Here is a 13,927-nt window from a genome sequence, read left to right on the forward strand (position 1 = left end):
TCGGATCTTTCGCAGTGAAAGTCAGCCGGGCAAGGTGATTATTGTCTGTTTGCGCTTGCCGGGGCCAGCAATTGGAAAAATACTTCGCCGTTGCGAATCAGCCCAAGCTCATTGCGGGCGCGTTCTTCAATGGCATCGGTCCCTTGTTTCAAATCCCGTACTTCGGCATCCAGTGCAGCATTGCGGGCGATCAGCTGTTGGTTGACCACCCGCTGCTGCTGGAGCTGCTTGTCCAGCTGCCAGACCCTGAACCAGCTGCCCTTGCCAAGCCAAAGCGGCCATTGCAGGGCAACGAGTAGAGCGATCAGGGTCACGGTCAGCCAGCGCATGTTCTAGTTATATTATTTAAGTTGATAAAAAGCAGCACGGCCCGGGTAGGTCGCGGCATCGCCCAGCTCTTCTTCGATACGCAGAAGCTGGTTGTACTTGGCCATGCGGTCGGAACGCGACAGCGAACCGGTCTTGATCTGCATGCAGTTGGTGGCAACGGCCAGGTCGGCGATGGTGCTGTCTTCGGTTTCGCCAGAGCGGTGGCTCATTACGCTGGTATAGCCCGAGCGCTTGGCCAGATCAACAGCCTTCAGGGTTTCCGACAGGGTACCGATCTGGTTGACCTTGACCAGCAGCGAGTTGGCGATGCCCTGACGGATGCCTTCTGCCAGGATGGCCGGGTTGGTGACATAGATGTCGTCACCCACCAGCTGCACGCGCTTGCCCAGACGGTCGGTCAGAGCCTTCCAGCCTGCCCAGTCGTGCTCGCTCATGCCGTCTTCGATCGAGATGATCGGGTACTGGTCGACCAGCTTTTCCAGGTAGTCGACGAATTGTTCCGACGACAGGGCCAGACCTTCGGCGGTCAGGTGGTAGCGGCCGTCCTTGTAGAACTCGCTGGAAGCGCAGTCCAGGGCCAGCATCACGTCCTGGCCGGCAACGTAATCGGCTGCGTCCACTGCTTCGAGGATCAGCTGGATGGCTTCTTCGTGCGAGGCCAGGTTCGGTGCGAAGCCGCCTTCGTCACCCACGGTGGTGGCGAAACCCTTGTCGTTGCAGATCTTCTTCAGGTGATGGAAGATCTCGGCGCCGCAGCGCAGGGCTTCACGGAAGCTTTGCGCGCCCACCGGCATGATCATGAACTCCTGGATGTCCAGGGTGTTGTTGGCATGTGCGCCACCGTTGATGACGTTCATCATCGGCACCGGCAGCGACATCGGGCCGGCACCACCCAGGTAGCGGTACAGCGGCAGACCGGCATCTTCTGCGGCGGCACGCGCCACGGCCATCGACACGGCCAGGGTGGCGTTGGCGCCCAGGCGGCCCTTGTTGTCGGTGCCGTCGAGCTCGATCATGGTCTTGTCGATGAAGGCCTGATCATTGGCGTCCAGGCCAATGATGGCTTCGCAGATCTCGGTGTTGATGTGCTCAACGGCCTTGAGCACGCCCTTGCCCAGGTAACGGCTCTTGTCGCCGTCACGCAGCTCCAGGGCTTCTTTCTCGCCGGTCGAGGCGCCGGACGGCACGGCCGCACGACCCATCACGCCCGATTCGAGCAATACATCGGCTTCTACTGTCGGATTGCCGCGGGAGTCGAGAATTTCCCGGGCTACCACATCAATGATCGAACTCATAGCTATACACCTATCCTGGTTTGGTTGATTTTATTGCCCCCGAAGAGGCGCTTCATGCAAGACAGCAGAGACAAAATCAGTGGTCGTACACAGGGAAGGGCCGGCCGGAGCCGGCGAACCGAGATCGGTCTGCGTGGCGGGCCCGCAGGACGGGCAGGCCCGCTTTCGCCTTATCCCTTTTGCCCGATCTTTTCCGCCTTGTAGTTCAGGGCGGCCTGGATATAGGCAGTAAACAGCGGGTGGCCATCACGCGGCGTGGAAGTGAATTCCGGATGGAACTGACAGCCGAAGAACCAGCGATGATTGCTCAGTTCAACGGTTTCAACCAGCTTTTCATGGCCGGCAGACAACCCGCTGATCTTCAGACCGGCCGCTTCGAGGCGCGGTACATAGTAATTGTTGACTTCATAGCGGTGGCGGTGGCGCTCGACGATCTGCTCCGAGCCATAGACCCGTGCCGCCAGCGAACCGGCTGCCAGGTCGCATTGCTGGCCGCCGAGGCGCATGGTGCCGCCCAGGTTGGAGTTCTCGTCGCGGGTTTCCACCTTGCCATCGTGGTTGACCCATTCGTCGATCAGGGCCACGACCGGGTACTCGGTATCGGGGTTGAATTCGGTCGAGTTGGCGTCGGTCATGCCGGCCACGTCGCGGGCATATTCGATCAGCGCGATCTGCATCCCCAGGCAGATGCCGAGATAGGGGATGTTGTTCTCGCGGGCAAAGCGTACAGCCTTGATCTTGCCTTCAACGCCGCGCTTGCCGAAGCCGCCCGGAACCAGGATGGCATCCATGTCGCGCAGCGATTCGGCGCCATCACGCTCGATTTCTTCCGAATCGACGTAGTGGATGTTGACCTGGCTGCGGGTATGGATGCCGGCATGCTTCAGGGCTTCGGACAGGGACTTGTAGGACTCTGTCAGGTCGACGTACTTGCCGACCATGGCGATGTTGACGCTCTCGGCCGGATGCTCGATGGCATCGATGATGCGATCCCAGGCGGAAAGATCTGCCTTGGGCAGGTCGAGCTGCAGCTGTTCGCTGATGATGTTGTCGATGCCCTGTGCATGCAGCATGGCAGGCACTTTGTAGATCGAATCGGCATCGTAGCAGCCGATCACGGCCTGTTCTTCCACATTGCAGAACAGGGCGATCTTGCGCTTCTCGTCATCCGGCAGCTCGCGGTCCATGCGGCACAGCAGGATGTCGGGCTGAATGCCGATCTCGCGCAGTTCCTTGACCGAGTGCTGGGTCGGCTTGGTCTTGATCTCGCCGGCCGCGGCAATGTACGGCACATAGGAGAGATGGACGTACAGGGTGTTCTTGCGGCCCAGTTGGGTGCGCATCTGGCGGATGGCTTCCAGAAAGGGCAGGGACTCGATGTCGCCGACCGTACCGCCGATTTCGACGATGGCCACTTCGGCTTCGCCGGCACCTTCATTCACCTTGAGCTTGATTTCGTCGGTGATGTGCGGGATGACCTGAACGGTGCCACCCAGGTAGTCGCCGCGGCGCTCCTTGGTGATGACCGATTCGTAGATCTGGCCGGTGGTGAAGTTGTTGCTCTTCTTCATCCGTGCGTGGATGAAGCGCTCGTAGTGCCCCAGGTCGAGGTCGGTCTCGGCGCCGTCCTCGGTGACGAATACTTCGCCATGCTGGAACGGGCTCATGGTGCCCGGGTCGACGTTGATATAGGGGTCGAGCTTCAGCATGGTGACTTTCAGCCCGCGCGACTCAAGAATGGCGGCGATGGACGCAGCAGCGATACCCTTGCCAAGGGAAGAGACCACGCCGCCGGTAACGAAGATGAACTTGGTCATGGATCTGCGACTCTGTTGGAATCCGGGATTCTACCCTGAAAACGGGGAAAATTTGAACCGTTTCCCCCCCTGCTGTCGCATGACCGACAGAAAATCCAGCCATACATGCGACACTTGCGGTCTGTTGGCGTGGGAAAATTCGACTTGCCTGCGGGTTTGGGGTTATACTGCGAAATTCATTCACTAACTTACGCGACGCTGCATTGCCCCGAATACGGGCACAAGGCGTGCACTGGCTTGAATATAACGCAATTTTTGTGGTATAAAGCCAGTTTTACCGGTTTTGGGAGTCCAACATGGCGCGTGTTTGCAAAGTCACCGGCAAGCGTCCGATGACCGGGAACAACGTTTCCCACGCCAACAACAAAACGAAACGACGTTTCCTGCCGAACCTGCAATATCGCAAGTTCTGGGTAGAGAGCGAAAACCGCTGGATTCGCCTGCGCATCTCCAATGCTGCGCTGCGCACCATCGACAAGCTGGGCATCGACGTTGTCCTGGCCGATCTGCGCGCTCGCGGCGAGATCTGATTCAGCGACAACACGGATAGCGACTGAGGTATACCATGCGCGACAAGATTAAGCTGGAATCGACTGCCGGCACTGGCCATTTCTACACCACCTCCAAGAACAAGCGCACCATGCCGGAAAAGATGGAGATCAAGAAGTTTGATCCCGTTGCCCGCAAGCATGTTCTGTACAAGGAAACCAAGCTGAAGTAAGCCTGGTTCCGGTGACATGGCATTCATAAAAACCCTTCGGTACGCCGAAGGGTTTTTTGTTTTGTCCGGCTGAGGCGTGTCGTGTGCTGACAGCCCAAAGAAAAAGGATCGCTGTGCGATCCTTTTTCTTTGCCGGCTCAGGGCTGCCCGTCCAGGGTACGCTTTGCCAGAACCCAATCCTGCCATGCTTTGGCCTTGTCGGGCGGATTGCGCAGCAAATAGGCGGGATGATAGCTGACAATCAGGCGGCGCCCGCGGAAATCATGCACCTGACCGCGCAGGCGGCTGATGCTTTGTTCGGTCTGCAGCAGCGTTTGTGCGGCAAACCGGCCCAGCGCCAGGATGATGTCGGGTTGGATGTGATCGATCTGTTGCCACAGGAAATGCTGGCAGGCGGCAATTTCATCGCCGGCCGGATTGCGGTTGCCCGGGGGGCGGCACTTGAGAACGTTGGCGATGAACACATCGTCCTGGGCCGAGAGGCCGGCTGCCGCCAGCATATTGTCCAGCAACTGGCCGGCACGGCCGACAAAAGGTTCGCCCTGCCGGTCCTCATGCTCGCCCGGCGCTTCGCCGACCAGCAGCCAGCGTGCCTGCGGATTGCCGCGACCAAACACGGCCTGCGTGCGGGTGTCGCACAGACGGCATTGCTGGCAGTGCTGTACCGCCTGCTGCAGGGCGGGCCAGCTCAGCCGTTCGCTGCTGACCGCCGGCCGCTCGATCTCTGTCGGTGCCACCGGGCTCGGCGCCGTCGCGGGCGGGGGTGTCTCGTTGACGATGCGGAGCGGTTCGGTCTGCGCCGCCAGGGGCAGATCGATGGCTTCGGGTGCGGGCAGGGGCGCTGCCACGGGCTGCTGCAGCCAGCTCAGTCCGGCATGTTCCGGGTGGGCGCCGGGGCGCGCCTGCCAGATCGGCCCCAGTCCCATGGCCTCGACAAGCTGTGCTTTGCGGCTCACAGTGCGGCCTCCATCAGAATGGCGTGTTCACGACCCTCTGCACAGGGGTAGTAATGCTTGCGCAGGCCGCATTCGACAAAACCGCAACGGGTGTAAAGCTGTTGCGCGATGTGGTTGCTGGCGCGGACTTCAAGAAAGACGCGACGAATCTGCTGTGCACGCAGGCGGCTCAGCATGGCCTCCAGCAGGTGGCGCCCCAGTCCCTGACCCTGACAGTCCGGGGCGATGGCAATGTTCAGCAGCTCGGCTTCATCAGGCACCAGCATGGCAATGGCCTGACCGCAGTGCAGACCCCCGCGGCACAGCAACAGGCTGAGGTGACCGGCCTGCATCGATTCGAGGTACTGGTTGGCACGCCATGGATGACTGGCGGCTCGCGCCTCCAGGCTGGCCATGGCCTCGGCATCCTCCGGCAAGGCGTCACGCAGGGAGATCATTTGCGCAGCGCCTGCTGTTCGCTACTGGTCAGTGCCACCTTGTCGCGCACATACAGCAGGCCGGCCTCACGGGCGGGGGCCGGCGGATAGCGACCGCTGTCTGCCAGCCTGATCAGACTGGTGGCATTGGGGGTGATGTCGGCTTCCACCCGTCTCAGGCGGCCGGCCAGGCGCTCGGTCAACAGGGCGGGGTAGTGACGAAAGCCGGAACCGGCGGCCAGCCAGCCGTCCGCGGTGTCCGGCAGCGTGACGTCCTGCGGGTCGCGCAGGCTGATCGGTGTCAGGCGCTGCCAGTGCTGCGTATCGTAGCAGGCGGTATACACCTGGTTCATGCGGGCATCCAGGCAAACCAGCACCGGGCCGTCGAGCTGAACGGCCATACTATCCAGTGTCGGGATGGCAATGACCGGCAGATCGGCGGAGAACGCCAGGCCCTGAGCCAGCCCGCAGGCAATGCGCAGACCGGTAAAGGAGCCGGGGCCCTGGCCGAAGAGGATGCTATCGAGCTGGCGCAATTCGATGCCGGCCTGATCCAGCAAGGCGCGGATGCCCGGCAGTGCGCGTTCGGCATGTGCCTGACCGGCCGGTTCATGCTGTACCAGTACCTGTCCCTGCCAGCGCAGCGCCAGAGACAGGTAGTCGGTGGAAGTATCGATGGCCAGGCAGTTCATGGGCGAGCTCGAGTCAGGTCAAAACCCGGCATTATAGGCCCAGGCCTTCTATCCAGGCCAGCGCCGAGGTGTGAGCCAGATTGAAGCGGTCACTGTCCAGACCCAGCTGGCGACAAAGTTCCGGAACCTGTTCCAGCGACAGATCCTCGCAGGCGCGAGCCAGTTGCAGATAAGGGGTGAAATCACCGCTCTGACCCAGCAGGGCAGTCTTGATCGATTCCGGCAGCTGCATATGGGCAAGGATGCTGTTCATCGGCATGTCGAACAGCACATCCAGCAGACTGAACATACCGGTGATGAACAGGTTGTCGCATTGCTCCTGGGGCAGCTTTTTGTCCTGACCGATCAGCTCCATCAGCCTGCCTCGGGTGATCACGGTTTTCTGCAGCGCCGGCGGCACGGTACCGCCATCATCCGCGGTAATCAGCAGCAGGGTCAGCCAGCGGTACAGTTTCTTGTACCCCAGCACGGTCACGGCATGGCTGAAAGAGGTGATGGTGGTATTGAGCCCCGCGGCGGCCGAGTTGACGTAGCGCAGCAGCTTGAAGGACAGCGCCACGTCGCGCTTGAGCACATCTTCCAGCTGACGAATGTCGGCATCCTGGCGCAGCAGGTTGAGCAGCGTCAGCGTGTTGGAGAAGGTGGCGTTGATCACCTTGGCCGACAGGGTCTCCGGCCGGGCGAAATAATAGCCCTGAAAGCCATCTAGGCCGAGGTCGTGACATTGCTTGAACTGCTCGCGGGTCTCGACGCGTTCGGCGATGCGGCTGACCGGGAAGCTGCGCAGGCGGGCGGCATTGGCCTGGAAGTGGCCCAGATCGCTGCCCTGGATATCCAGCTTGACGTAGCTGGCCTGATCCAGAAACACCGAGGAGGGGGCCTCGAAATGGAACTTGTCGAGCGCAATGCTGAAGCCCATCGAGCGCAGATGGCGTACCCGTGACTGCAGTTCGGCGCTCAGCGTGATCTCCGGCGGGATTTCCAGAATGATGCGGCGCGGCGGCAGCAATTCCAGGAAGTCGCTGGTCAGCATTTCTTCCCCGACATTGATGAACGCCAGTTTGTTGCCGACCAGCCAGCTGGTCCCCATATGGTTCAGGGTGTTGACCAGGACCTGGGTGTCCGCCTCAAGAACGGCGGTAAGACCGGCGGCATCTGCCTGGGCTGAAGGACGAAAAAGCAGCTCATAACCTATGAGCTGCTGATTTCGATTCAAGACAGGTTGTCTACCGATAAAAGCGTTTTTTGTTGTCATGCCTGCTTAGAAGGTTATCAATTCGGACATTCGGGTACCGCCGCCGGCCTCATTGGCGGACAGGAGGTCTTCCATGTCCAGCACCAGCACGACCGAGCCGTCGCCAGACAGCGTGGCACCGGCAACACCCTTCGGACGGATGTTCTGCAGCGGCTTGATCACCACGTCATCACGGCCGATGAAGGAGTCGATCGCCAGGATAAAGGCCTTTTCCGCCGACTGCATCAGCACACCAAAGCAGGGCTTCTGTGTCGGTTCCCAGCCCAGCAGGCCGGCCAGCGTCTTGAGCGGCAGGATTTCATCGCGCACCACGATGGTCGGCTTGCCGGAAACTTCCTGGATGGCATCCGGATCGATGGTGATGATTTCGCGCACCATGGCCAGCGGCACGGCAAACGCCTGGTTGCAGACGCGCACCACCAGCACCGGCAGAATCGCCAGCGTCAGCGGCAGCGAAATGCTCATGCGCGTACCTTCGCCCGGCACCGAGCTGATGTCGATGCGGCCATTCAGCTTCTGAATGTTGGTACGGACCACGTCCATGCCGACGCCACGGCCCGACACGCTGGAGATCTGATCCTTGGTCGAGAAGCCAGGCAGGAAGATCAGCTGCAGACACTGCTTCTCGTCCAGCGAGTTGGCCGTTTCGACATCGATCAGGCCCTTCTCGATCGCCTTGCGACGCAGTGCATCGGCATTCATGCCGCGCCCGTCGTCGGTAATCTCGATCAGGATGTGGTCACCCACCTGCTCGGCGGTCAGCTGTACAGTGGCCTGCGGCTTCTTGCCGGCGGCAATCCGCTCGTTCGGCAGTTCGGCGCCATGATCGACCGAATTGCGCACCAAGTGCACCAGCGGGTCGTTCAGGTCTTCGATCATGGTCTTGTCGAGTTCGGTCTCTTCACCGCTCAACACCAGTTCGACTTCCTTGCCCAGCTGGCGGGCCAGGTCACGCGCCAAGCGCGGGTATTTCTGGAACAGACGCCCGATCGGCTGCATGCGGGTCTTCATGACCGCGTTTTGCAGGTCGCCGACCAGCAGGTCGAGCTGGCTGATCGACTCATCGAGCGAGCGCAGGGTATTGGTATCGTGGTTGCCCTGCAGGATTTCGGTACGCAGCGTGGTCAGACGGTTCTTGGTCAGACCGATTTCGCCCGACAGGTTCAGCACCATATCCAGACGAACGGTATCGATACGGATGGTGTTTTCCTGCGGGCCGCTGACACTGCCCCCGGCCTTGGCCTGGGCCACGGTCGGCTGGGTCTTGGCGGGCGAGGGCGGCGGTACCACCGCCGGTGCCGCGGCTACCGGGGCTGGCGCGGCGGCTACCGGGGCAGCCGGTGCCGCTGCCGGCGCAGGGGCCGGTTCGGCTGCAGCCGGGGTTGCTCCGGTCACGGATTGATGCAGGGCGTTCCAGTCAGGGCCACCATCGGCCGCTGCCGCTGCCGGTGCGGCTGCCGGCGCTTCGGCGGCCGGCGCAGCTGCGGGGGCTGGTGCGGCAGCCGCACCAATGCTCTCGCCGGCCAGCACGGCGTCCAGTGTAGCCAGCAAGCCCGGATCCGCCGGCTGAGGCATCAGACCCTGACCCAGGGTGCCGAACATTTCCTGTACCACACTGGTGGCGCTCAGGATCACGTCCATGACTTCCGGGTTGAGGGTCAGCTCGCCGTTGCGCAGCTTGTCGAACAGGTTTTCCGTCCGGTGGCACAAGGTGACCATCGGTGTCACGTTGAGGAAGCCGGCGCCCCCCTTGATGGTGTGGAAACCCCGAAAGATATCGTTCAGCAGGGCCTTGTCATCCGGACGCTTTTCCAGCTCGACCAGCTTGTTGTCGACATCCGACAGCAAGTCGTTCGATTCCATCAGAAAGTCCTGCAACAGCTCTTCCATTCCGCCGAATTCACTCATGGTGACATCCTCGTACTCAATGACTTACGACTCTTGTTCAGAAGCCCAGACTTTCCAGCAGGTCGTCGACCTGTTGCTGGTTGGTCACCACGTCGCTGCGACCTTCCGGATTGACCACCGGGCCATTCAGCAGGCTGGCGTCCACATCCACCTTCTTCAGTGTAGGCGAATAGGCAATCAGGAAGGAGACCAGTTCGTGCTCGATACCCTTGAACATATCCATCATCTTCTTGATGACCTGGCCGGTCAGATCCTGAAAATCCTGGGCCATGACGATTTCCAGCAGCTGGGTGCTGGTCGCCTGGGTCTGTTCGGGTACCGAAGCCAGATAGCTGCGGGTTTCTTCTGCCAGTTGCCTGAATTCGGCGACGGACAGCTGGTTGTTGAAGACCATATCCCAGCGCTTGGACAGCGAGTCCGCGCCCTTTTCGATGCCATCCTGAATCGGCTTGGCGATATCGGTGGCATTGAGCACGCGCTCGGCGGCGCTCTGGGTCAGATTGGCGATATAGGTCAGGCGATCCTTGGCATCAGGAATCACTTCGGCCATGCTTTCCAGCGACTTGTCATAGCCCATCGACTGCATGGCATCGTGCAGCTTGCGCGTCAGCTGACCGATCTGCTCGTACATCACGCTCGGGTCGACCAGGCTCGGGTCGGTGATCAGTTCCGGCGAGACAATGGCGGCCTCCTGTGCCTGTTCGGCCGCGGGTGCTTCTTCCGTAACCTGATGCGCGATGGAGTCAAAAAGCTCCTCGAGCTCTGGCGAATCGCCGTTTTCCAAGATGTGATCCGGCACGATCATTCCTCCTGATACAGGCCCCTGTCGGGTCCGTTTTTATTTGTTCATGGTCTGGAAGATCTTGTTCATCTTCTCTTCCAGCGTCGCAGCGGTAAAAGGTTTGACAATGTAACCGCTGGCGCCTGCCATGGCCGCTTCAATGATGTTTTCCCGCTTGGCTTCCGCAGTAATCATCATGAACGGCAGGCCCTTGAGGGTGGGCTCGGACCGAACCGCTTTGAGAAGCTCAATCCCGGTCATGTTGGGCATATTCCAGTCCGACACGACGAAATCGTAGTGCTGGGTCTTGAGCTTGTGCAGCGCGACCTGACCATCCTCGGCTTCATCCACATTGGTGAAGCCGAGTTCTTTCAGCAGGTTGCGCACAATTCGGCGCATCGTGGAAAAGTCATCCACCACGAGAAAGCGCATATTCTTGTCTGGCATCGAGGTACATCCCGAAATTATTCAGTCAATCCAAAAGGGCTAATTCTAACCATTACCTTTGCAAGAAAGGAATCAAAGTTTCAGCCAGTGCCACCGGATCGAACTTGGCCACATAGGCATCCACCCCGACGCTCGAACCCATCGCGCGGTTGGCGTTGGAGGAGAGCGACGAGTGCATGATGACCGGAATGCCATTGAAGCGGTGGTCCGATTTGATCAGGCGGGTCAAGACATAGCCATCCATTTCCGGCATTTCGGCATCGACCAGGATCACCTTCAGATAATCGTGCAGGGCTTCGCCTTCAGGCCAGTTGCGCGAGGCGAACATCTGCAGGCGCTCCCAGGCTTCGCGACCATTGGTCGCCTGCTGGAACTTGACGCCCATCTTCTCCAGTACACCGGTGATTTCCTTGCGGGCCACTGCCGAATCGTCGACGAAGAACATGTACTGGTCGGTGCCCAGCTGTGCCTGCGGCACATCCGGTACACGCGCCTCGCCGACCACGCTGGCAAGAATCTGTTCCACGTCCAGAATCGACACCAGCTTGCCGTCTTCCAGCTCGGTGATGGCGGTAATCAGGTTGTTCTGGATGGCAGAACTGGTGATCACCATATTGTCCGGTGCCCGGACCTTGTCCCAGTCGACACGGATGATGCGATCCACCGAGTCCACCAGGAAGGCCTGGGTACTCTTGTTGAATTCGGTCACGATCATGGTGTCGAAACGGCGCGCCGCATTGTCCGGACAAATGAATTTGGCCAGCGAAATGACCGGAATGATATTGCCGCGCAGCGAGAGCACACCCACCACACCGATCGGCATGTTGGGCGACTTGGTAATGGCCGGGGTTTGCGATACTTCGCGAACCTTGAATACGTTGATGCCGAATGTTTCCCGCGTACCCAGCGAGAACAGCAGGATTTCCATCTTGTTGGAGCCTGCCAGCTTGGTACGAGCATCGACCGTCGCCAGCAAGGAAGCGTCATTGGCTGCCATCTTCTGTCCCTTCCCGAGTCTGTACGATTTTTATTCTTCAATATGCAGCATTTCGCGCAGTTTCATCGACAGCTTCTGCGGCTCGAACTTTGACACATAAGCATCGACGCCTACCGATTCGCCGAGCTTCTGGTTGGATGCGCCGGACAGGGAGGAGTGCATCAGCACCGGGATGCCCTGGAAGCGCGGGTCGCTCTTGATCATCTTGGTCAACATATAGCCGTCCATTTCCGGCATTTCCACATCGGTCAGCACAAGGTGCAGGATGTCGGACAATTTCCGGCTGGCCAGGTCGGCCTGCATCGCCATGCGTTGCAGTTCTTCCCATGCCTTGGCGCCATTGATCGCCTGGGCATATTTGATGTTCATCGCGTCCAGCGTGCGCTCAATCTGCTTGCGCGCCACTACCGAGTCGTCAGCGAAGAAAATCATGCGTTCTTCATGAATCGGCTTGACGTTGATGTACAGGTGGGCGTCATCACTGAGGGTGGTTTCGGCCAGCACCTTTTCCACGTCCATCATCATCACCAGCGTATTGTTTTCCAGCTCGGTGACCGCGGTCACCAGGCCTGCCATACGGTTGGTGATCATGTCCGGCGGCATGCGCATCGCCGACCAGTCCAGGCGCAGAATGGTGTCCACCGACTCAACCAGGAACCCCTGGGTATGACCGTTGTACTCGGTAACAATCATGATTTCGGGCTTGCTGCTGGTCACGATGCCGGAATACTTCGCCAGATCGATCACAGGGACCAGCGCACCGCGCAGACTGACCATGCCTTCCACGGAGGAGGGCATTTCAGGTGCGGTGGTAATTTCCGGCGTACGCATGACTTCGCGTACCTTGAAGACGTTGATACCAAAGACTTCCTTGCGGTTGGTTCGCTGATCATGGCCCAGCGAGAACAGCAGGATCTCCAGTTTGTTGGTACCAGCCAGCTTGGTTCGGGCATCGATTTTTTTTAGAAGCTCTGACACAGCAACCTCCGCAGCATCTTGTTGTGTGGCGTATACACTCCCTTTATACGCCAGTTATGGGGAGTTCCCGATATTTTTTAACGAATGCACTATGGCATGCGTCTAGTATACCCAGATTACGTGGTCTCATTATCATACTGATTAACTGCTTTTTACAAATACCGCAAAGCAAATGCCAAAAAATGTTTCAAAGTTACCTGACCAACAACAACTCGAAGCGGCTTTCGAGCAGTTCAACGCCGTCTCCGATCAGCTGATTGGTGCCTATAGCCAGCTGGAAAGCCAGGTCAACGTCCTCAATCAGCAGCTGGACGAAGCCAACAACGCCCTGCGCCGGCAGGTCGAGGCCAATGCCGAGCTGGCCGAGCGCCTTGGCATGTTGCTGGAAGCCTTGCCAGCCGGGGTGATCGAACTGTCCGAGGACGGACGGGTCATTTCCGAAAACCCGACCGCCATCCAGATGCTTGGCAGACACATCCTGGGCGAGAACTGGCAGGACATCCTGCCGTTATTGCAGCCGACCGAACTGGACCAATCCTACCGCCTGGCCAGTGGCTGCCACCTGACCCTGCAATACAAAGACCTGCCTGCTTCAGGCGGACGCATCGCCCTGTTACACGATGTCACGCGGCTGAACCAGCTGTCCGGTGAACTGGCACGCCAGGAAAAACTGGCCGCCATGGGCAGCATGGCCGCGTCGCTGGCCCATCAGTTGCGAACGCCATTGTCTACGGCATTGCTTTACGCCGCTAATCTTAAAAAAACCGATTTGAAAGAGGAAGACCGTAACCGGTTTATTGACAAGATATTGACGCGGCTCAAGGCTCTGGAGGGGTTGATCCAGAATATGCTGGGCTTTGTCCGGGGGCAGGTCACCGAACGCGAACCGCTTGACATGGCGCTGGTCCTGGATGATCTAAATGCGGTATTTTTGCCGCAATGCCAGTCACGTGGCATTAATTTCGTTTGCGCTTCAGTGCCTGCGTCTGCCATAACGGTGATGGGGGACCGGAAAGCATTGGTCGGTGCCATGACCAATCTGCTGGAAAATGCCGTATTTTTTTCCCCGCAAGGCAGTACCATCGAACTGAACCTGACACAGACGGCCGACAGTCTGTGCCTGCAGGTGTGTGACGCCGGTCCGGGCATCCCGCAGGCGGAACAGGAGCGGCTCTTCGAACCGTTCTACACCACCCGCTCCGGCGGAACGGGGCTGGGGCTGGCGATCGTCAAGAAGGTGGCGGAAGAACTCGGCGGGCGCGTCAGTTGCAGCAATCGCCCTCAAGGGGGGGCAGCGTTCGAATTTTGTCTGCCAGTCGCGCGACAGTAAACAG

15 protein-coding genes are annotated in these 13,927 nt (G+C 59.5%); 3 read left to right on the forward strand and 12 right to left on the reverse strand.

The features are described from left to right. Positions 1-38: 38 nt before the first annotated feature. From ftsB to JNO51_RS03760, 3 genes are all read right to left on the reverse strand, one after another. Positions 39-329: a cell division protein FtsB gene (gene ftsB / locus JNO51_RS03750; protein WP_215781543.1), complete on the reverse strand. Its 291-nt coding sequence runs from the start codon at positions 327-329 to the stop codon at positions 39-41. 12 nt (positions 330-341) lie between these two features. Continuing rightward, positions 342-1,625, reverse strand: coding sequence for a phosphopyruvate hydratase (gene eno / locus JNO51_RS03755; protein ID WP_215781546.1), 1,284 nt, complete (start codon positions 1,623-1,625; stop codon positions 342-344). A gap of 170 nt (positions 1,626-1,795) precedes the next feature. After that, the gene (locus JNO51_RS03760) at positions 1,796-3,442 is read right to left on the reverse strand and encodes a CTP synthase (RefSeq protein ID WP_215781549.1); all 1,647 of its coding nucleotides are present in this window, start codon (positions 3,440-3,442) and stop codon (positions 1,796-1,798) included. Between the two features lie 296 nt (positions 3,443-3,738). On the opposite strand from JNO51_RS03760, the gene rpmB reads away from it, so the two are divergent. Together rpmB and rpmG are read left to right on the forward strand one after the other, a co-directional pair. Next, on the forward strand, positions 3,739-3,972 hold the full coding sequence (rpmB, locus tag JNO51_RS03765) for a 50S ribosomal protein L28 (RefSeq protein WP_215781551.1): 234 nt from the start codon (positions 3,739-3,741) through the stop codon (positions 3,970-3,972). 35 nt (positions 3,973-4,007) lie between these two features. After that, on the forward strand, positions 4,008-4,163 hold the full coding sequence (gene rpmG / locus JNO51_RS03770; RefSeq protein WP_133684015.1) for a 50S ribosomal protein L33: 156 nt from the start codon (positions 4,008-4,010) through the stop codon (positions 4,161-4,163). Positions 4,164-4,300: 137 nt separating this feature from the next. Here the strand turns inward: rpmG and JNO51_RS03775 are convergent, their stop codons facing one another. From JNO51_RS03775 to JNO51_RS03815, 9 genes are read right to left on the reverse strand one after another with little or no spacing between them, the layout of a single operon-like run. Then, positions 4,301-5,119, reverse strand: coding sequence for a uracil-DNA glycosylase family protein (locus JNO51_RS03775; RefSeq protein WP_215781553.1), 819 nt, complete (start codon positions 5,117-5,119; stop codon positions 4,301-4,303). Next, positions 5,116-5,556 (reverse strand): ribosomal protein S18-alanine N-acetyltransferase, encoded by a 441-nt coding sequence (gene rimI, locus JNO51_RS03780; RefSeq protein WP_215781555.1) that lies wholly within the window; start codon positions 5,554-5,556, stop codon positions 5,116-5,118. The genes JNO51_RS03775 and rimI overlap by 4 nt, the downstream gene beginning before the upstream one ends. Continuing rightward, entirely contained in the window at positions 5,553-6,227 is a 675-nt protein-coding gene (gene tsaB, locus JNO51_RS03785) for a tRNA (adenosine(37)-N6)-threonylcarbamoyltransferase complex dimerization subunit type 1 TsaB (protein ID WP_215781557.1), read from the reverse strand. The genes rimI and tsaB overlap by 4 nt, the downstream gene beginning before the upstream one ends. A 31-nt stretch (positions 6,228-6,258) precedes the next feature. Then, positions 6,259-7,443, reverse strand: a complete 1,185-nt coding sequence (locus JNO51_RS03790) for an EAL and HDOD domain-containing protein (protein WP_252346177.1) — start codon at positions 7,441-7,443, stop codon at positions 6,259-6,261. A 45-nt stretch (positions 7,444-7,488) separates the two neighbouring features. Then, a complete protein-coding gene (locus JNO51_RS03795) occupies positions 7,489-9,390 on the reverse strand; it encodes a chemotaxis protein CheA (protein WP_215781561.1) in 1,902 nt (633 codons plus the stop codon). Positions 9,391-9,427: 37 nt separating this feature from the next. Beyond that, entirely contained in the window at positions 9,428-10,189 is a 762-nt protein-coding gene (gene cheZ, locus JNO51_RS03800) for a protein phosphatase CheZ (RefSeq protein WP_215781564.1), read from the reverse strand. A gap of 39 nt (positions 10,190-10,228) precedes the next feature. Then, entirely contained in the window at positions 10,229-10,618 is a 390-nt protein-coding gene (gene cheY, locus JNO51_RS03805) for a chemotaxis response regulator CheY (RefSeq protein ID WP_215781566.1), read from the reverse strand. Positions 10,619-10,670: 52 nt separating this feature from the next. Beyond that, on the reverse strand, positions 10,671-11,615 hold the full coding sequence (locus JNO51_RS03810; RefSeq protein ID WP_215781568.1) for a chemotaxis protein: 945 nt from the start codon (positions 11,613-11,615) through the stop codon (positions 10,671-10,673). Positions 11,616-11,645: 30 nt separating this feature from the next. After that, positions 11,646-12,593, reverse strand: coding sequence for a chemotaxis protein (locus JNO51_RS03815; protein WP_215781570.1), 948 nt, complete (start codon positions 12,591-12,593; stop codon positions 11,646-11,648). 172 nt (positions 12,594-12,765) lie between these two features. On the opposite strand from JNO51_RS03815, the gene JNO51_RS03820 reads away from it, so the two are divergent. Next, positions 12,766-13,923 (forward strand): PAS domain-containing sensor histidine kinase, encoded by a 1,158-nt coding sequence (locus tag JNO51_RS03820; RefSeq protein ID WP_215781572.1) that lies wholly within the window; start codon positions 12,766-12,768, stop codon positions 13,921-13,923. Positions 13,924-13,927: the final 4 nt, after the last annotated feature.

The organism is Paludibacterium sp. B53371 (assembly GCF_018802765.1).
GTDB lineage: Bacteria > Pseudomonadota > Gammaproteobacteria > Burkholderiales > Chromobacteriaceae > Paludibacterium.

What these genes read in the sequence shown, in the direction of transcription:
- rpmB (WP_215781551.1), top strand. Translation starts at nt 3,739, where the DNA reads ATGGCGCGTGTTTGCAAAGTCACCGGCAAGCGTCCGATGACCGGGAAC.
- JNO51_RS03795 (WP_215781561.1), bottom strand. Translation starts at nt 9,390, where the DNA reads ATGAGTGAATTCGGCGGAATGGAAGAGCTGTTGCAGGACTTTCTGATG.
- JNO51_RS03760 (WP_215781549.1), bottom strand. Translation starts at nt 3,442, where the DNA reads ATGACCAAGTTCATCTTCGTTACCGGCGGCGTGGTCTCTTCCCTTGGC.
- JNO51_RS03820 (WP_215781572.1), top strand. Translation starts at nt 12,766, where the DNA reads ATGCCAAAAAATGTTTCAAAGTTACCTGACCAACAACAACTCGAAGCG.
- ftsB (WP_215781543.1), bottom strand. Translation starts at nt 329, where the DNA reads ATGCGCTGGCTGACCGTGACCCTGATCGCTCTACTCGTTGCCCTGCAA.
- cheY (WP_215781566.1), bottom strand. Translation starts at nt 10,618, where the DNA reads ATGCCAGACAAGAATATGCGCTTTCTCGTGGTGGATGACTTTTCCACG.
- rimI (WP_215781555.1), bottom strand. Translation starts at nt 5,556, where the DNA reads ATGATCTCCCTGCGTGACGCCTTGCCGGAGGATGCCGAGGCCATGGCC.
- tsaB (WP_215781557.1), bottom strand. Translation starts at nt 6,227, where the DNA reads ATGAACTGCCTGGCCATCGATACTTCCACCGACTACCTGTCTCTGGCG.
- eno (WP_215781546.1), bottom strand. Translation starts at nt 1,625, where the DNA reads ATGAGTTCGATCATTGATGTGGTAGCCCGGGAAATTCTCGACTCCCGC.
- JNO51_RS03810 (WP_215781568.1), bottom strand. Translation starts at nt 11,615, where the DNA reads ATGGCAGCCAATGACGCTTCCTTGCTGGCGACGGTCGATGCTCGTACC.
- rpmG (WP_133684015.1), top strand. Translation starts at nt 4,008, where the DNA reads ATGCGCGACAAGATTAAGCTGGAATCGACTGCCGGCACTGGCCATTTC.